Below are 17,867 nucleotides of genomic sequence, written 5' to 3'. Positions count from 1 at the left end.
TAAACCAACAAACCCTGGCTCCCCCTCCGCCGCCGTTCATATCTTCTTTTGCCATGCCTGAAAATACTTCCTGGATTCCGCTGTTTCCGCTCAATACCGTCTTGTTTCCTGGTGGCGTGCTGCCGCTCAAGGTATTTGAAACGCGTTATCTCGACATGCTGCGCGAGTGCATGAAAAACCAGCAGCCGTTCGGCGTGGTGCTGATCAAAAGCGGCGCCGAAGTAGGAGCCGCAGCTGAGCCGGAAGAGATTGGCTGCCTGACCCACATCGTCGAATGGGATATGCAAGACCTGGGCGTACTGATGTTGCGCGTTGAGGGGAGCCAGCGTTTCCGGATTTTGCAGCAGCGGGTATTGGCCGATCAGCGGCTGGAAGCGCAAATCAGCCTGATCGCCGATGACCTGCCGGGCGCTCCGGATCAGGTTCATTTGTTATGCGCCAGCACCTTGAAGCTGGTGATTGACGATATCCAGAATAAAGGCCGGGCCAGCCACGGCGCAGAATACGCCAGCCCGTTTTCGCTGCCGCTGCAGTTCGACAGCGCCAGCTGGGTCGCCAACCGCTGGTGCGAAATCCTGCCGATTCCTTTGAAGGCGCGGCAGAAATTACTGGAGCTGACGGACGGCCGCGAACGCCTGGCTATCGTCCATCAATATCTGCTACAACACCATATCATTTAAAAATCATCTTTAAAGTTAAAGCGCGCGCCGCATCAGGCAAACAGATCGGCTTCGCGGAAAACCTCCAGCAATAGTTTCTTGACCGGCGCCGGCAGCGGCGCGTCTGCCAGCTTGGCGGCCGGATACCAAACGTAGTTGGCCTGAGCGACGCCGTCAAGCCGTCGTTCAAGCGCAATCTGGAACGGCGATATCTGCAGTTTGAAGTGGGTAAACACGTGAGTGAACGGCTGCAGCGGCTCGCATGAAGCGATGCTGCCGAAGGTTGCAACGGCGCGATTTAGCGCCGCCTCGAAATCGACTGCTGGCGCAATTTCCGGTAGCGACAGCAAGCCGCCCCAGATACCGCTATCGGGACGCTGCTCCAGCAAAACCTGCTGCCGGTCGACGATCACCAGCATGCCGGTATGTTTCTCAGGAATCGCTTTTTTCGGTTTGCGCACCGGCAGTTGCCCGACCCGGTCGGTGGCCAATGCGACGCAACGCTGCGCCAGCGGGCAAGTCTGGCAAGACGGCTTACTGCGCGTGCAAAGCGTCGCCCCCAAGTCCATCAAACCCTGGGTATACGACTCCACGCCCTGCTCCGGCAACAGGGCCACGGCACGGCGCCACATAGCGTCTTCGACAGGCTTGGCGCCGGGATAACCGTCAATGCCAAACACCCGCGCAAACACACGTTTGACGTTGCCATCCAAAATGGCGGCCTGCACGCCGTAAGAAAATGCCGCGATGGCGGCGGCTGTAGAACGGCCGATGCCGGGTAAGTCTTGCAACAGCAAGGGATCACTCGGGAATATTCCGCCATGCTCAGCCACTACCCGTTGTGCACAGCGATGCAGATTACGCGCTCGCGTGTAGTAACCCAAGCCGCTCCAGTGCGCCATCACCTCTTCGCTGGGCGCAGCGGCCAGCGCCTGCACATCGGGAAAGCGTGACAGGAAGCGCTGATAGTAGGGAATCACGGCCGCTACCTGGGTTTGCTGCAGCATGATTTCTGACAACCAGACACGATAGGCGTCGCGTGTTTGCTGCCACGGCAATGCATGGCGGCCATGCTGCTTCTGCCAGAGAATCACTGCCGCGGAAAAAGATGGATCGGCAAATGCCGCTTCATCTTCTGACCTGGTAATACTGTCGATTACTACACGTTTCATCTATACCGCAACTTTCATCAGGGCCTGATCGGATCCCAGTGCATTCTTCAAATCGTTTTCCAACGCCATCAAGGTATTACGCTGCGCAGTCAGCTCGTTTTGCAGCATCTCCACCGACTGGATTTTTTCTTCCAGGCTGTCAATCGCCACATGCACGCGCTCGATCGAATCGGTGCGTTGCTTGAGTTGGGATTTGTGAGCGCGGATCTGTTCTTCCAGCGGCGCCATCACCACCTTGAGCCAGGCATCGACGTCGCGGTTGGCTTGCAGAAAACTTTGCTTGACGCGCGATGCAATCGAATCGAAGAATTTCTGCATCAGCACTACCTGGCTGGTTTTCACCAAAGTCACCGTGCCGAACTGGCGATGATAGGCGGTTTCGATCATCTTGATCTCATTCCGGTATTTATCCAGCGAAAACGGCATTGGCGTCGACAAGGCCAGACCGTGCTCGGTTGAGAATTTGCGGTACATGATGGTCATCATTTCCGAAATTTCATCGGTCTTGTGGCCGGACAGCATCAGGTTTTCCTGAGCCGAGTCAAAAAAATCCTTGACCGCATGCCGGAAGCCGGCGGTGAACATGCTGCCTTCCATGACCTCTCGCGTTTTGCGGATTTCTTCTTTCAGCAAACCCATGCCCAGCGTGGTGAACACGCCGGCCGACAAACGCGCAAACACCATGCGCGTGCCCTGCAGTTTCAGCAAGCTTTCGTCGAATTCCTTTTTCTCGATATCGATGCGCTTCATCATGTGGCTGATGATGGAAGTATTCTTGCCACGCAAGCTCTTCAACTCCAGCAACTGTTCGACCACACTACGGATGTGCGCCGACATCAACGCTTGCTTGGTGACTGTCAGATCATGGATATCGCCGATCAGTTGCGCCCGGATGATGTCGCGCTTGGCCGGGATCAGCTCGTGCGACAAGGCGTTTTCCAGCGCCGGCAAGCGGCTTTTTTTCAGCAGCTCCGGCTCGCCGTTGATCTTGCCGACCAGGCCCTTCTGGGCTGAGACCGGATACACCTGCGTCTCCGCCAAACCCAGCGTGTGCGCCACGCTAGCTACCTGCTTGCTGATCTGCTGCTCGACCTCGAACGGCGAGCGCAACTCGTCCCACATGCTGTCGATCTTATTGAGCACCACCATGCGGCCGGCGCCGCTGCCGATATGATGACGCCAGACGTCGATATCGCTTTTGGTGACGCCGGTGTCTGCCGCCAGAATGAACAATACTGCATGGGCGTTAGGAATCAGGTTGAGCGTCAGCTCCGGTTCGGTGCCGATTGCGTTCAAGCCCGGTGTGTCGATAATCACCAGCCCCTCTTTCAGCAAGGGATGCGGAAAATTGACGATGGCGTGGCGCCACTGGGAAATTTCAACGCGCCCCTGCGCATCGATGGCGATAGCGGCGTCCGGATCGTCTTCATCGTACAGGCCGTAGCGCTTGGCTTCTTCTACCGGCACCCATTTGGTCAGGCTGACTTGCTTGAATGCTTCCAGCATGCCGTCGGTGGATGAAATATCCAGCGGCAATACGGTCCAGACGTGGTGCTCGCCCTTGTAGTCGCTGGTGGATTGCGATTCGGCCCGGGTTTCAATCGGCAACAGCCGGATGCATGACGGGAAAGAGGCGTCATACAGCAGTTCGGTCGGACACATGGTAGTGCGGCCGGCAGCCGACGGCAAAATGCGCTGGCCGTAGTCGGCGAAAAAGATGGCGTTGATCAGTTCCGATTTGCCGCGCGAAAATTCCGCCACAAATGCGATCGACAATTTATCGTCGGTCAGGCGCGCCAGAGCCCGGCTGATACGCTGTTCGCTGGCGACATCCGACAATTTCGAAGCGCTCGCCCATGTCTGGTAACGCCGCAACGCGCCGGCAACACCGGTACGCCATTCACTGTATTCCTGGAATTTTTGGACTAAATTGCTCACTATCTCTCTCGCCTGTCTAATATTTATTTCTGACATTTCTTGCAATAAAACGTCGAACGCTGCCCCTGTTTAATCTGCGTAATCAGGGTGCCGCAATTTCTACACGGCAACCCAGCACGATCATAGACGAAATAAGTCTGTTGGAAGTAGCCAGATTGACCATCTGCGCCAATAAAATCGCGCAAACTGCTGCCGCCCTTGTCAATTGCGGCTGCCAAGATTATCCGAATGGCATCAACCAGCCGTTCATAACGCGCCAGGCTGATGCGATGCGCTGGCGTTTTCGGATTGATGCCGGCGCGGAACAGGCTTTCGGAAGCGTAGATATTACCGACCCCGACCACGATGTCGCCAGCCAGCAGCACTTGCTTGATGGGTGCGCTGCGGTTGCGCGTTTTTTGATAAAGAATCTGCGCGGAGAATAACTCTTCCAGCGGCTCCAGTCCCAACCCTGCCAACAGCACATGCTGTTCCACCGGGCCGTCGCTGGCGGCATGCCAGAGCACGGCGCCGAAACGACGCGGATCGGTCAGCCGCAGCAACTGGCGGCCGACCACCAGATCGAAATGATCATGCTTTTGCGGTTCTGCCCCCAGCTCCAGTATCCGCAGATGCCCGGACATTCCCAGATGGATAATCACCGTGCCGTGGTCGAAACGCAGCAACAGATATTTACCGCGCCGGCCGCTGCTGCGCACCTTATGGCCGATCAGAAGTTCCGGCAAATCGAGCGGGAACGGCCAGCGCAAGCCGCGGTGGCGAAAAGTGACGGCAGTCACGACGCGGCCGTCGATATGCGGCGCGATGCCGCGGCGGGTCACTTCTACTTCAGGTAATTCTGGCATGGCTCAAAAACGGTCCTGTTTGAAATGGCATAGTCAGCGCATCCATTTATATACTTTTTGAAACAAATCCGGAGATGGCGGCTGCGCATTGCCCCCGGGTTGGGCGTAAAATCAAGACTACCTCTGAAAACCTGCCTCAAAACGCAAGCCGGCTTTCAGGAAATGACTAAGGATCTGTTTTAAATTCCTGTTTTATTTATTTACCCGGCGCCTCTTTTTGAATTTTTACATCAGATCCCTACAAATGCATGCCAAGCCAGGATATATCCCTTGAAAAAAACCCTTGCCATTGTAACGCTCTCCACCTTGCTATCGGCTTGCGCCGGTGTAACGCCGGGCAACGATGCCACAAGTTCCGCTGCCGCCGCTAGCACTCCCGCCGCCGCTACTCCTGCGGCTGCTTCAACCGCCAGTCCCGAGCAAATCACAAGCCGCAAGCTGGCGACCAGGGTGATGCCGGTCAAGCCGCCGGAAGAGCATCTGCCGTCGGTAGCGTTGACCAAGGAAATCCTGTACAAGGTACTCAGCTCCGAAATCGCTTTCCAGCGCGGCAGCTGGCAATCCGCTTATGTAACGCTGTTGGGAGCTGCCCAGCAGACACGTGACCCGCGCCTGGCCCGCCGCGCAGCTGAAATGGCGCTCAGCGCCAAGCAGGCCAACGAAGCGTTGGTGGCCATCCGCCTGTGGCGCGAACTGGCTCCCGATTCGGAAGAGGCAACCCAGTATTATCTCGGCTTCATCATGCTCAGCAACAATCTGGCAGAAGCCAGGCCGATTCTTGAAAAACGTCTGCTGGATGCGCCGCCGCAAGCGCGCGGCGTCATGATGTTGCAGATCCAGCGTTTGCTGGCGCGGGCGCAGGACAAGCCCGGTGCGTTTGCCTTGCTGGAACAGCTGGTCGCTCCCTACACCGCGATGTCGGAAGCGCATCTGGCGCTGGCGCAGGAAGCCTTTAGCATTGGCAACAGCACGCGCGCTCAAGAAGAAGCAAAAATCGCGCTGAATATCAAGCCCGATTCCGAACTGGCGATCCTGACCAGCGCCCAGGTTGCTGCCGACAATACTGAAGTCGAGCGCATCCTGACCGATTTCCTCAAGAAATATCCTGGCTCGCGTGAAGTACGGGTGGCTTACGCCCGCACGCTGATCGATCAGAAGCAATATGAAAAGGCCCGCAGCCAATTTGAAATCCTGCTCAAGAGCGACAAGCAGGACGTTACTACTCTGCTGGCCCTGGGCCTGTTGAACGCGCAAATCGGCGATCTCAAGGCTGCCGAACGCTACCTGATCAGCTACGTCGACCAATTGGCCAGGCATCCGGACGAGGCGCGCGACAGCACCCAGGCCTTGCTGATCCTGGCGCAAATCGCAGCCGATCGTAACGATATCGATACCGCATTGAAATGGCTGGCCCAAGTCGAACCGGGCGACGCTTATCTGGATGCGCAATTGCGCCGGGCCCAGCTGTTGTCCAAACGCGGCGACCTGGATGGCGCGCGCAGGGTGCTGGCCGAGATCGACACCAATGGCGAACACGAAAAAACCCAGGTAACCCAGGTCGAAGCGCAATTGCTGCGTGAAGCCAACCACCCGCAAGAAGCATTCAAAGTCCTGGAAACAGCACTCAAGGCGCAGCCCGACAATCCAGACCTGCTGTACGACTACGCCATGGCGGCGGAAAAGCTGAATAACCTGACCGCCATGGAAGTCGCACTGCGCAAACTGATCGCGCTGGCGCCGGAGAATCAGCAGGCGTATAACGCCCTCGGCTACTCGCTGGCGGAGCGCAATATCCGTTTGCCGGAAGCGCTGGTGCTGATTGAGAAAGCGCTGACACTGGCGCCGCAAGATCCCTTCATTGTCGACAGCATGGGCTGGGTGCAGTACCGCATGGGTAATCTGAACGAAGCCGAAACGCGCTTGCGCAATGCCTACAGCATGCTGCCCGATCCTGAAATCGGCGTGCACCTGGGCGAAGTGCTGTGGGTCAAGGGACAAAAAAACGATGCCCAGAAATTGTGGCGTGAAGTCCGTCAGAAAGACCCGCAAAACGATGCGCTGAAAAACACCTTGGCACGCTTGGGCGCCAAGTTATGATGCTGGCGCCAAGCAAGACCGCACAACAGATATGGCCGGCAATCCAGCGTTGCAGCCTGGCGCTGCTTGCCCTGGGCGCAATTGCTCTCAGCGGTTGCAGCACTCTGGCGCCGCCATCCACATCGGCAGCAGCTACTGCTGCTGCATCCACCGCCGGTGGCGCGGCGCGGCAATATCACCAAGCCATCGATGTCCGCGGCCGCCTGTCAATACGCTATCAGCAAAACGGCAAGGACCAGGCAATGCACGGCAGTTTTACCTGGTCGCAAGACCGGCAGGAAACCGTGATCACCCTGCTCTCGCCGCTGGGGCAAACCCTGGCCACCATTAATATCGGGGCTGACCAGGCGACCCTGAAGCAAGCCGATCAGCCCTTGCGCAGCGCTAGCGATGTCGATGCGCTGACTGTACAAGCGCTGGGCTGGCCGCTGCCGATTGCCGGTTTGCGTGACTGGCTGCAGGGCTTCGGTCAAAATGTGGCGGGCCAGCGGTTTACTGCAACCCCGGCTGCGGCCGACAGTGACAGTGGTAATTTCAGCGTCACCACCGCCGACCACTGGCTAATCCAATACAGCAACTGGCAAGACCAGACCAACGGCGCCGAAAGCTATCCGAAACGGATAGACCTGGCGCGCAATGCCACGCAAGCCGGTGACGTTGCGATCCGCATCGTCATCGACAGCCGCCAGCCGCACTAAACCTTGTGATCGAATCTTGTAACCCAATCTTGTAATGACACTGACGCTAAACAATTGCCCCGCCCCGGCCAAACTGAATCTGTTTTTACACGTCACCGGCCGCCGCCCGGATGGTTATCATCTGCTGCAAACCGTATTCCAACTGGTGGATTTCAGCGATCTGTTGCATTTCGAAGTGCGGGCGGACGATCTGATCCGGCGCACAACAGACATCCCGGGCGTGCCGGAAGAAAGCGATCTGATCGTACGCGCCGCCCGATTGCTGCAAAACGCGATTCGTGAAAAAGCCGGCGCAGCGGGAATTACCGCGGCCGGATTCGGCGCAAACATCAGCATCGAAAAAAAATTGCCCATGGGCGGCGGACTGGGCGGCGGCTCTTCCGACGCCGCCACCACGCTGATGGCGCTGAACCATCTTTGGCAAGGCGGCTTGTCGCGTGAAGAATTGATGGTTTTGGGCCTGCAACTGGGCGCCGACGTACCGTTTTTTCTATTCGGCCGGAATGCATTTGCAGAAGGAATCGGAGAAACCTTACAAAAGCTTGACACCCCCTCCCAATGGTTCGTTATAATTCAGCCCGGCGTAACAATTCCGACTGCATTAATTTTTTCATCTTCGGAATTGACAAGGAATACGAAACCCGTCAAAATGACGGACTTTTCGATAGGTACTAAAAAACTTTTCGGAAAAAACGATTTGGAACCCGTGGCTGCCAAGCAGTTTCCAGAAGTTGCCGACGCCATCAAATGGCTTAGCAATTATGGAGAAGCCAGAATGACCGGATCCGGCGCCTGTGTTTTTTGCGGCTTTACGCAAGAAGAACAGGCAGATGAGGTGCTGAAACAGCTACCGAATCACTGGAAGGCATGGAAAGCCAAGGCGATGCAGGAACATCCGCTCGCAGGGTTATTGGATCGGTAAAGAAATACAGAATTCGGTTTAGCATCAGATTCAAGCGCGGTTGGTTTATAAGAAACTTATAAAGAACACCGCGCGGATTTATGATAGACAACAAGTTGCGTAGGGGAATCGCCAAGCTGGTTAAGGCACTGGATTTTGATTCCAGCATTCGAAGGTTCGAATCCTTCTTCCCCTGCCATTAAATACGGACTGCAAGTGTCCCGCAGGAAAATAGTGTTAGTCATTTAGTGTTACTGCAGGCCTTACAGCGGCAGCCAGATTAAGCCGCTTCAGAAATACAACAACACACAGCGAATACCTAAGCCGCCAACGCAAGACTAGACTAGTCGGGCATTGTCGGCTTTTCAATTTGCTTTTCAATTTGCTTTCCATTTTTTTAACGACTGTATCCAGGGATCTCCATGGCAAACGAAAACCTGATGGTTTTTACCGGCAACGCAAACCCGGAACTAGCTATTGGAGTTGTCAAGCAACTCGGTATCCCGCTAGGCAAAGCCAACGTCACCAAATTCTCCGACGGCGAAGTCATGGTCGAGATCAACGAGAACGTGCGTGGCAAAGATGTCTTTGTGCTGCAATCGACTTGTGCGCCGACCAATGACAACCTGATGGAAATCATGTTGATGGTCGATGCCCTGAAGCGTGCTTCGGCTGGCCGGATTACCGCTGCGATTCCTTATTACGGCTACGCACGGCAAGACCGCCGCCCACGTTCGGCGCGGGTTGCCATTTCAGCCAAGGTAGTCGCCAACATGTTGCAGGAAGCCGGTGTCGAACGCGTCCTGATCATGGATTTGCACGCGGACCAGATCCAAGGTTTCTTCGATATTCCAGTCGACAATATTTATGCATCACCGATTTTGCTGGGCGACCTGGTCAGCAAGAACTACGAAGACCTGCTGGTCGTATCGCCGGACGTTGGCGGCGTGGTTCGCGCTCGTGCACTGGCAAAACGCTTGAACTGCGACCTGGCGATCATCGATAAACGCCGGCCGAAGGCAAATGTGTCCGAAGTCATGAACATCATCGGTGAAGTCGAAGGCCGTAACTGCGTGATCATGGATGACATGGTCGATACCGCCGGCACCCTGACCAAGGCCGCCGAAGTATTGAAAGAGCGCGGCGCCAAGAAAGTAGTGGCTTACTGTACACATCCGGTGCTGTCCGGCCCGGCCCTCGAGCGCATCGTCAATTCGCCGCTGGATGAGCTGGTGGTGGTCGACACCATTCCGCTGTCAGCGGAAGCCAAGGCTTGCGGCAAGATCCGCCAGTTGTCATGCGCCGGCTTGCTGGCTGAAACATTCAAGCGCATTACCAAGGGCGACTCGGTTATGTCGCTGTTTGCAGAATAAGTTTTATCGTCCTTGCATCTGGCAACAGCTGCGAAGATGACCTTAAATCCTCTGGTCGCGGAGGGTTTTTACCGCCGGATAATTAATGATCCGGCACACAATGGAGCTTCAAAATGAAAGTAATCGCATTTGTACGCAAAGAGCAGGGGACCGGAGCGAGCCGCCGCCTGCGCAATGCTGGCCAAACCCCAGGTATCGTTTATGGTGGTTCCGAAGCGCCGGTCAATATCTCGCTGGACCACAATGCGCTGTACCACGCGCTGAAAAAAGAAACTTTCCACTCCTCGATCCTCGACCTCGAAATCGACGGCGCGGTACAGAAAGTTTTGCTGCGCGACTTCCAAGTCCACGCATACAAACAACTGGTCCTGCACGCTGACTTCCAGCGCGTTGATGCAAAACAAGCAATTCACGTTAAAGTGCCTCTGCACTTCATCAATGCAGAAATCGCTCCTGCAGTGAAACTGTCCGGCGCCATCATCAGCCACGTTTTCGCTGACCTGGAAGTTACTTGTTTGCCAGCCGATCTGCCAGAGTTCATCGAAGTCGACCTGACCAACATCGAAGTCGGTCATTCGATCCACTTGGCCGACCTGAAACTGCCTAAGGGCGTTGCAGCCGTGTCGCAAGAAAACCTGACTATCGCTACTGCATCGATCCCAGCTGGCAAAGTCGAAGCCGAAGCTCCTGCTGCCGCTGCAGAAGCACCAGCTGCTGACGCTGCTGACAAGAAGTAATAGTCGTCGTATTTGCCAGAGCATTTTTCTGGTCGAGAAACCCGCCTTCGTGGCGGGTTTTTTATTGTTGCGCCCGGTTTCGGATAAATCCTGATGCCGGCGGCAGGCTAAATTGGACGGTAATGCGTAATATCCGCGATAATCTGCACAGTCAAAATCGACAAAGTCAGAAAGAGTAAAAGCAACCCATGTCTATCCGCCTCATCGTCGGCCTCGGCAATCCCGGCCCGGAATACGAGCAAACACGCCATAACGCCGGTTTCTGGCTGGTCGATAATCTTGCCAACGAGCTCGGCCGCAAGCTGGCCAGAGAGGCCCGTTTCAACGCCTTCGCCGCCAAGGCCAGCATCGCCGGCCAGGAAGTCTGGCTGCTGGAACCGCAGACGTTCATGAACCGTTCCGGCCAGTCGGTCGGCGCCATCGCCCGCTTCTACAAGATCGCGGCGGAAGAAATCCTGGTGGTGCACGATGAACTGGATCTGCCGCCCGGCAGCGCAAAACTGAAAAAAGGCGGCTCCTCCGGCGGCCATAATGGCTTAAAAGACATTACCGCCGCACTCGGCACCCAGGATTACTGGCGGCTGAGACTGGGCATCGGCCATCCACGAGCAATGAACCTGCAACAAGTGGTCGCCGATTTTGTCCTGCACCGGCCGCGCAAGGAAGAGCAGCACTTGCTCGACGAAGCCATTGCCGACAGCCTGACAATCATCCCGATGCTGTGCGAGGGCAAATTCGAAGCGGCGACCATGCAGTTGCATACCGCCAAATAACGCCGTAACCCGCCACCAAAGCGATTGCTTACGATTTAAGCAGTAGCTTCCGGTAAAATGGCGGGTTAATTCAAACAATTCACTCTATTTAAAGTCCATATCATGAGTCTCCAATGCGGCATCGTCGGCCTCCCCAACGTCGGCAAATCGACCCTCTTCAATGCCCTGACTAAAGCAGGCATTCCGGCGGAAAACTATCCTTTCTGCACCATCGAGCCGAATGTCGGCGTGGTAGAGGTACCCGATCCGCGCCTGAAAGCGCTGGCCGCAATCGTCAAGCCAGAGCGCATCCTGCCGGCGACCGTGGAATTTGTCGATATCGCAGGCCTGGTGGCTGGCGCTTCCAAGGGCGAAGGCCTGGGAAACCAGTTCCTCGCCCATATCCGCGAAACCGACGCTATCGTCAATGTGGTGCGCTGCTTTGAAGACGACAACGTGATCCACGTTGCCGGCAAGATCAATCCGCTGGATGACATCGAGGTGATCCAGACCGAGCTGGCGCTGGCCGACATGGGCACGGTTGAAAAAGCCATCCATCGCGAAAACAAAAAAGCCCGCTCCGGCGACAAGGACGCCGCCAAGCTGGTAGCGCTGCTGGAACGCCTGATGCCGGAACTGGATCAAGCCAAACCGGTCCGCGCCTGCGGTCTCGACGCCGAAGAAATGGCCCTGATCAAGCCGCTTTGCCTGATCACTGCCAAGCCAGCCATGTATGTCGCCAACGTCTCAGACCACGGTTTCACCAACAATCCGTTGCTAGATCAGCTGACCGCTTACGCAGCTTCGCAAAATGCGCCTATCGTGGCAATTTGTGCTGCGATCGAATCGGAAATCGCCGATCTGGACGAAGCCGACAAACACGAATTCCTGGCCGACATGGGCATGGAAGAACCCGGCCTGGACCGCCTGATCCGCGCCGCCTTCAAGCTGCTCGGCCTGCAAACCTACTTCACCGCCGGCGTCAAGGAAGTACGCGCATGGACCATCCATGTCGGCGACACCGGACCACAAGCCGCTGGCGTGATCCACACCGACTTCGAACGCGGCTTCATCCGCGCCCAGACCATCGCCTACGACGATTTCATCAGCCACAAGGGTGAACAAGGCGCCAAGGAAGCCGGCAAGATGCGTGCTGAAGGCAAGGAATATGTTGTCAAGGACGGCGATGTACTGAATTTCCTGTTTAACGTTTGAGGTTTAAGTATTAGATCGACGCCTAGACACGCTCACTGTTCTCATTGAATTTTGCTGGATGTCGAACAGACATCCAGCAAACTCAAAAACAGCGAAGCCCGGCGCTCTCCCCTGCAAATTGGGGGGGAGCACCGGGCTTTTTCTCTATCAAGCATCGATGAACAAAGCCAGGTGCGATGCACTCTAATAAGGTGTGGCCCGACACTCGCATGTTGCCCTCTCGCCACCTCTATTTCAGGAGGCGCCATGAACGCCAAATTGCTTATCCCAGCCATTGCTACAGCCACGCTATGCGCTGCATGCTCATTACCGCCTAGAATCGATCTGCTGGGCGATCCGGCAGTGGTAACTGCCGCCACGCGAACCATCGTTATCACGCCAGATACCAGCTACGTCAATGTAACCGGTGGCGAAATCATTAAATTCGTCGTCGGCGACAAGGCATTTGCATGGAATTTTGACGGCGCCGAATATCTTGAAAAATTCGACTTGAATCAGACTGCGCCGCCAGGCATTCTTGACCACAAAGTCATCGCCTATGTCGCTGCCAATCCGTTATATTCCGGCGGTGGCGATGGCCACCATCACGGAGGAGGTCATGGCGGCGGTCATGGGGGTGGCGGCGACTTTACCAGCGGCGGCGGCCATAGCGGCGGCGGTCACAAATAATCAAGCCGCAGCAGCGCTCCGATAATTCTCTGGCATGGTCTGCTCCAAGCAGCCGTTATCAATACTACAGCTCGCTATAGAGACGAAAATACTGCCTCTATAGCGAGCTTCGAGGCCCATATTGCCTTACCCTCGCCGACCCGCCAATTCCCTCCGCCAATTCCTTCCTTAAATTGCAAAAACAAGCACAGTTAAATATAAACTGTAACTGTGCTCTAAATATACCGCTCCCGCTGTATATGCCAGCTTATCCGAGCCCTGACTACACTCCACCCTACTCTGCGCATTTTGCGTATTTTGTGCAATCTGCATTGCGTGGCATGCATTGCTGCCATCACCAGCGCCACAAGGAAATAAATTGAGCGACCAGAAGATTGAGAAATACACGCACCCCGCCGGCGGCTGGGGCGCCTTGAAATATGTGGCTTTGCACTTGCTGAAAGAAAAAGTGCCGGGCGGCGGCGTGCGTACCTTGCTGGCGCAAAACCAGCCGGACGGCTTCGATTGCCCCGGTTGCGCCTGGCCGGACCGCGATCATGCGTCGACCTTCGAATTCTGCGAAAACGGCGTCAAGGCGGTGGCTGCGGAAGCCACCTCGAAGCGGGTTACCGCAGCCTTTTTTGCGCAGAACAGCGTCAGCGCGCTGCTTCAGCAATCGGATTACGAACTGGAAGAACACGGCCGCCTGACCGAACCGATGGTGTATGACGCCGCCAGCGACAAATACCGACCTATTTCCTGGCACGATGCATTCCAGCTGATGGCCGATCACCTGAACATGCTGGAGGATCCGAACCAGGCCTCGTTCTACACCTCCGGCCGCACCAGTAACGAGGCCGCATTCCTGTATCAATTGTTCGTACGCGAATACGGTACCAACAACTTTCCGGATTGCTCCAACATGTGTCATGAGCCGACCAGCGTCGGCTTGCCCGAGACCGTAGGCGTCGGCAAGGGCACGGTAACGCTGGACGATTTCGACCTGGCCGATACCTTGCTGATCTTTGGCCAGAATCCGGCCACCAATCACCCGCGCATGATGGGCGAACTGCGCGAATGCGCCAAGCGCGGCGCCACCATCGTTTCCATCAATCCCTTGCGCGAACGCGGCCTGGAGCGGTTCTCCAGCCCGCAACATCCATCCGACATGCTGTCGCGCACCGGCACCAGCATCAGCAACATGTTCATCCGCCCTACCCTGTGCGGCGACCTGGCGCTGGTCAAGGGCGTCATCAAACGAGTGCTGGAGCTGGACGATCTGGCGCTGCAAAACCAGACAGAACGCCTGATCGACGTCCAGTTCATCGCCGAACATACTGCCTATTTTGAAGAGTTCGCGACTAATATCCGCGCCGAAAACTGGGATGACATCGTCACCGAATCGGGCGTCGGCCGCGACGATATCGAACAACTGACGCAAGTGTACGTGCGCGGCAAGAACGTCATCGCCACCTGGGGCATGGGCCTGACTCAGCACAAGCATGGGGTCGATACGATCCAGATGGTGTCCAACCTGATGCTATTGCGCGGCAATATCGGCCGCCCCGGCGCCGGCTTGTGCCCGGTACGCGGCCATTCCAACGTGCAAGGCGACCGCACCGTCGGCATCGATGAAAAGCCGACTGCCGCTTTCCTTGATCGCATCGAACAGGTATTCGGCTTCAAGCCGCCGCGTGAGCACGGTCTCGATGTGGTCGGCACGATTGAAGCGATGTTGCAGGGACAGGTCAAGGTATTCATCGGACTCGGCGGCAACTTCGCGATGGCCACGCCCGACACACCGCGCACCTGGCAAGCGTTGCAGTCTTGCGCGCTAACCGTCCACATCACCACCAAACTGAATCGCAGCCATCTGATCCACGGCAAGCACGCCCTGATCCTGCCGACCATGGGCCGCACCGAAATCGACCTGCAGGAAAGCGGCCCGCAAGGCGTGACAGTGGAGGATTCGATGAGCATGGTGCACATCTCCTACGGCATCAACAAACCGGTAGCCAAGACCTGCTTATCCGAGATCGACATTGTCGCGCGCCTGGCGCACGCCACGCTGACGCAGAGCCGCACGCGCTGGCTGGACTACGTCAAAGACTACGCGTTGATCCGCGACGACATCGAAAAAGTGTACGACGCCTTCAAGGATTACAACGCACGCATAGCGCAGCCCGGCGGCTTCCACCTGGGCGTGGCCTCGCGTGAACGCATCTGGAAAACCGCCAGCGGCAAGGCGCAGTTCAAAGTACTGCAGATTCCCAAGGACACGCCGATTCACCAGGCGCGCCGTAAATACGGCCCCGAGCTGATGACCTTGATGACCACCCGTTCGCACGATCAATACAACACCACCATCTACGGACTCGACGATCGTTATCGCGGCGTGTTCGGACAACGGCGGGTCGTGTTTGCCAACCTGTTGGATATCCAGATGCTGGGTTTTGCGCCAGGCGACTGGGTCGATCTGATCGGCGTCTGGGACGACGGCGTCGAACGCCGCGCCGACCGTTTCCTGCTGGTGGAATACGACATTCCACGCGGCTGCATCAGCAGCTATTACCCGGAAACCAATCCGCTGGTGCCGCTCAACAGCTTTGCCGACAAGGCCCGCACGCCGACCTCGAAATCAATCCCGGTGCTGATGCGCCGTTCGATGCAGGAAGCGGCGTGAAACGATGATGAATCGGGAGCAGCAGATTGACGATGCGGTGTTGACGATCTTATCGGCACTGCATGCCGAGACCAGCGGCGAGCGCAGCCACAACCCGCAACCCGGCATGTCGCTGGCAAAACTCAGCAAGCGGGTGGAACAACGCATGAGTACTTTGCGGCGTCATCTCAGCGCTTTGGAAAATGCCGGGATTGTCAGCGTCGTTCTCAACGAAGACGGCACTGGCCGCGCTTCATTGACGCCATTCGGAATGGCGATTTTCGATGCCCTGGATGAGGGCCGGTCGGCAGAAATAGCGTGACGATTACAGCGGCTATTCCAGCATGACGGTCAGTATCTGGCCCAGGCGCCGGATGGCCTGTTCGATCTGCGGCGTCCAGCTATAGCTATAGTTCATGCGAATGAAACTGCGATAGGCGTCTGAGGTGGAAAACAGACGGCCCGGCGCAATCGTGATGCCTTCTGCCAGCGCCTGCCGGTACAAGGCCATGGAATCGATCGCCGGCGGCAATTCTATCCACAGCACATATCCTCCGGCTGGCCGCGTGATACGTGTGCCGGCAGGAAAAAAGCGGCCGACGCAAGCGCTCATGATGTCGCAGCGCTGTTGCAAGCTGCGCCGTACCCGGCGCAGATGGCGGTCGTAGCCGCCGGCGGTCAGGTAGGCGGCAATCGCCCGTTGCGGCAAGGTCGAGGTGCTGAGGGTGTTGAGGAATTTCAGCTTTTCCACCTGCTCCCGATAGCGTCCCGGCAAGGTCCAGCCGATGCGGTAGGCCGAAGTCAGGCTCTTGGAAAACGACGAGCAGTACAGCACCATGCCGCGTTGATCGTAGGCCTTCAGGACACTCGGGTGTACCGTGCCGAAATACAGTTCGTTGCAGACACCGTTTTCAATGATCGGCATGTTGTAGCGTGAACCCAGCTCAACCAGTTGCCGCTTGTTTGCTTCCGGCATTTCGAAGCCTAGCGGATTCTGGAAATTCGGCATCACCATGCAAGCCGCAACCGGCTGGCTCTGCATGATTTTTTTCAGCGCGGCGAGATCCATCCCCAGCCGCGGATCGGTTGGTATTTCGATGGCGCGCATGCCGAGCCGTTCGATCGCATGTAGCATCGCATAGAAGGTAGGCGATTCGACCGCTATCGTATCGCCCGCCTTCGCCACCGCTTGCAAGCACAGGTTGATGGCTTCGGTGGCGCCCACTGTCACCACCACGTCGCCGGGATCGACGCTCAGGCCGGTTTCCAGATGGCGCCTGACGATTTGCCGGATCAGGTCCGGATGGCCGGGCGGCAAATCGTCCAGCACACCCAGCGGGCCGCCGCTGCGCAGGATAGCGCCGTTGTATTGGCTGATGCGGCGGGCCGGGAACAAGGCCGGATCGGGGTAAGGCGAGCCGAGCGGAATGGCGTCCTGCTGATGAATCGATTTAAGAGTGGCCAATACATGGCGGCTGACGTCAACTTCGGCCGACACCGGCAACGGTTTTGACCTGCCAGGTTCAGCGGGCGAAGCAACGAAGAGCGGATCTTGCGCCAAGGCTGATGCCGATGTGGCGGCAAACCTGGCCCTTACAAAATAGCCCGATTGCGGATGGCTTTCAATCAAGCCGCTGCTTTCCAGCAATTCATAGGCGCGCACCACAGTCGTGATGCTCAAACCGTATTGCTGGCTGGCCTGCCGCACCGAACTCAAACGATCGCCGGGACGCAGCACGCCATTCTGCAGCGAAGCCCTGATCTGCTCGGCAAAACGTTGGTAAAGGGGCTGGCGCGTTGTTTTCAAACCGGACAGTGACAGAGGCCAAGGATGGGCTCATTATAGTGAAAATCACACAAAATCCCTTGCTTGCCAGCCGTAGTTATCACGCAAACATCGCAAAAATACGGCATCGATCTATAGTACGTAACTATTGAGAGCTTCGTAATTCATGACATCGCCACGGCAAGAGTCATCTGGGGTCAGAGTCAACGGGGTTAGTCAATTTCTGCAGTGCTTCATCGCCAACTTGACTCTCGTATATTGAGCATACCGCATCGGCATCGGATAATCGGGATGTAGAAGCGGTCGGGCAGAGTGATGCCGATTAGACTGAGTGCAGTTAAGCACGTGGGTCAGATAGGTGCCTCTGCCTGTTTCATTTATAAG

The 17,867-nt window shown here is 56.7% G+C and carries 15 protein-coding genes and 1 tRNA gene; 12 read left to right on the top strand and 4 right to left on the bottom strand.

Annotated features, from left to right (window positions below):
• The first annotated feature begins 53 nt into the window (after positions 1-53).
• Positions 54-680 (top strand): LON peptidase substrate-binding domain-containing protein, encoded by a 627-nt coding sequence (locus VNZ60_RS19360; protein WP_325662028.1) that lies wholly within the window; start codon positions 54-56, stop codon positions 678-680.
• 32 nt (positions 681-712) lie between these two features.
• Here VNZ60_RS19360 and mutY read toward each other — a convergent pair whose 3' ends face one another.
• The 3 genes from mutY to mutM are packed head-to-tail and all read right to left on the bottom strand — an operon-like array spanning position 713 to position 4,614.
• Positions 713-1,831 carry an A/G-specific adenine glycosylase gene (gene mutY / locus VNZ60_RS19355; RefSeq protein ID WP_325662026.1) on the bottom strand — a complete coding sequence of 373 codons (1,119 nt, stop codon included), beginning with the start codon at positions 1,829-1,831 and terminating at the stop codon, positions 713-715.
• A complete protein-coding gene (locus VNZ60_RS19350; RefSeq protein ID WP_325662024.1) occupies positions 1,832-3,769 on the bottom strand; it encodes a dynamin family protein in 1,938 nt (645 codons plus the stop codon).
• Positions 3,770-3,792: 23 nt separating this feature from the next.
• Positions 3,793-4,614, bottom strand: coding sequence for a bifunctional DNA-formamidopyrimidine glycosylase/DNA-(apurinic or apyrimidinic site) lyase (gene mutM, locus VNZ60_RS19345; RefSeq protein WP_325662022.1), 822 nt, complete (start codon positions 4,612-4,614; stop codon positions 3,793-3,795).
• Positions 4,615-4,884: 270 nt separating this feature from the next.
• On the opposite strand from mutM, the gene VNZ60_RS19340 reads away from it, so the two are divergent.
• The 11 genes from VNZ60_RS19340 (at position 4,885) to VNZ60_RS19290 (ending at position 16,019) form a co-directional block, all read left to right on the top strand.
• Complete coding sequence (locus VNZ60_RS19340) at positions 4,885-6,711, top strand: tetratricopeptide repeat protein (protein WP_325662020.1); 1,827 nt, start codon at positions 4,885-4,887, stop codon at positions 6,709-6,711.
• Positions 6,708-7,409, top strand: a complete 702-nt coding sequence (locus tag VNZ60_RS19335) for an outer membrane lipoprotein LolB (protein ID WP_325662018.1) — start codon at positions 6,708-6,710, stop codon at positions 7,407-7,409. The genes VNZ60_RS19340 and VNZ60_RS19335 overlap by 4 nt, the downstream gene beginning before the upstream one ends.
• A 34-nt stretch (positions 7,410-7,443) precedes the next feature.
• Positions 7,444-8,331, top strand: coding sequence for a 4-(cytidine 5'-diphospho)-2-C-methyl-D-erythritol kinase (ispE, locus tag VNZ60_RS19330; RefSeq protein WP_325662016.1), 888 nt, complete (start codon positions 7,444-7,446; stop codon positions 8,329-8,331).
• A gap of 101 nt (positions 8,332-8,432) precedes the next feature.
• Positions 8,433-8,509: transfer RNA gene (locus tag VNZ60_RS19325), tRNA-Gln, on the top strand.
• Between the two features lie 223 nt (positions 8,510-8,732).
• Positions 8,733-9,683 carry a ribose-phosphate pyrophosphokinase gene (locus VNZ60_RS19320; RefSeq protein ID WP_325662014.1) on the top strand — a complete coding sequence of 317 codons (951 nt, stop codon included), beginning with the start codon at positions 8,733-8,735 and terminating at the stop codon, positions 9,681-9,683.
• A gap of 113 nt (positions 9,684-9,796) precedes the next feature.
• Positions 9,797-10,420: a 50S ribosomal protein L25/general stress protein Ctc gene (locus VNZ60_RS19315; RefSeq protein WP_325662012.1), complete on the top strand. Its 624-nt coding sequence runs from the start codon at positions 9,797-9,799 to the stop codon at positions 10,418-10,420.
• 188 nt (positions 10,421-10,608) lie between these two features.
• Positions 10,609-11,193 carry an aminoacyl-tRNA hydrolase gene (gene pth / locus VNZ60_RS19310; RefSeq protein ID WP_325662010.1) on the top strand — a complete coding sequence of 195 codons (585 nt, stop codon included), beginning with the start codon at positions 10,609-10,611 and terminating at the stop codon, positions 11,191-11,193.
• A gap of 102 nt (positions 11,194-11,295) precedes the next feature.
• Complete coding sequence (gene ychF, locus VNZ60_RS19305; protein ID WP_325662008.1) at positions 11,296-12,387, top strand: redox-regulated ATPase YchF; 1,092 nt, start codon at positions 11,296-11,298, stop codon at positions 12,385-12,387.
• Positions 12,388-12,633: 246 nt separating this feature from the next.
• The gene (locus VNZ60_RS19300; protein WP_325662006.1) at positions 12,634-13,056 is read left to right on the top strand and encodes a CzcE family metal-binding protein; all 423 of its coding nucleotides are present in this window, start codon (positions 12,634-12,636) and stop codon (positions 13,054-13,056) included.
• A 358-nt stretch (positions 13,057-13,414) separates the two neighbouring features.
• A complete protein-coding gene (locus tag VNZ60_RS19295) occupies positions 13,415-15,718 on the top strand; it encodes an FdhF/YdeP family oxidoreductase (RefSeq protein WP_325662004.1) in 2,304 nt (767 codons plus the stop codon).
• A 4-nt stretch (positions 15,719-15,722) separates the two neighbouring features.
• The gene (locus tag VNZ60_RS19290; protein ID WP_325662002.1) at positions 15,723-16,019 is read left to right on the top strand and encodes a helix-turn-helix domain-containing protein; all 297 of its coding nucleotides are present in this window, start codon (positions 15,723-15,725) and stop codon (positions 16,017-16,019) included.
• 12 nt (positions 16,020-16,031) lie between these two features.
• On the opposite strand, the gene VNZ60_RS19285 is transcribed toward VNZ60_RS19290, so the two are convergent.
• Positions 16,032-17,504, bottom strand: a complete 1,473-nt coding sequence (locus VNZ60_RS19285) for an aminotransferase-like domain-containing protein (protein WP_414648907.1) — start codon at positions 17,502-17,504, stop codon at positions 16,032-16,034.
• Positions 17,505-17,867: the final 363 nt, after the last annotated feature.

The organism is Collimonas sp. (assembly GCF_035566375.1).
Lineage (GTDB): Bacteria > Pseudomonadota > Gammaproteobacteria > Burkholderiales > Burkholderiaceae_D > Collimonas.
This window is presented reverse-complemented; position numbering and strand designations above follow the sequence as displayed.

What these genes read in the sequence shown, in the direction of transcription:
- VNZ60_RS19335 (WP_325662018.1), top strand. Translation starts at nt 6,708, where the DNA reads ATGATGCTGGCGCCAAGCAAGACCGCACAACAGATATGGCCGGCAATC.
- pth (WP_325662010.1), top strand. Translation starts at nt 10,609, where the DNA reads ATGTCTATCCGCCTCATCGTCGGCCTCGGCAATCCCGGCCCGGAATAC.
- mutY (WP_325662026.1), bottom strand. Translation starts at nt 1,831, where the DNA reads ATGAAACGTGTAGTAATCGACAGTATTACCAGGTCAGAAGATGAAGCG.
- VNZ60_RS19360 (WP_325662028.1), top strand. Translation starts at nt 54, where the DNA reads ATGCCTGAAAATACTTCCTGGATTCCGCTGTTTCCGCTCAATACCGTC.
- VNZ60_RS19320 (WP_325662014.1), top strand. Translation starts at nt 8,733, where the DNA reads ATGGCAAACGAAAACCTGATGGTTTTTACCGGCAACGCAAACCCGGAA.
- ychF (WP_325662008.1), top strand. Translation starts at nt 11,296, where the DNA reads ATGAGTCTCCAATGCGGCATCGTCGGCCTCCCCAACGTCGGCAAATCG.
- VNZ60_RS19315 (WP_325662012.1), top strand. Translation starts at nt 9,797, where the DNA reads ATGAAAGTAATCGCATTTGTACGCAAAGAGCAGGGGACCGGAGCGAGC.
- ispE (WP_325662016.1), top strand. Translation starts at nt 7,444, where the DNA reads ATGACACTGACGCTAAACAATTGCCCCGCCCCGGCCAAACTGAATCTG.
- mutM (WP_325662022.1), bottom strand. Translation starts at nt 4,614, where the DNA reads ATGCCAGAATTACCTGAAGTAGAAGTGACCCGCCGCGGCATCGCGCCG.
- VNZ60_RS19300 (WP_325662006.1), top strand. Translation starts at nt 12,634, where the DNA reads ATGAACGCCAAATTGCTTATCCCAGCCATTGCTACAGCCACGCTATGC.
- VNZ60_RS19290 (WP_325662002.1), top strand. Translation starts at nt 15,723, where the DNA reads ATGATGAATCGGGAGCAGCAGATTGACGATGCGGTGTTGACGATCTTA.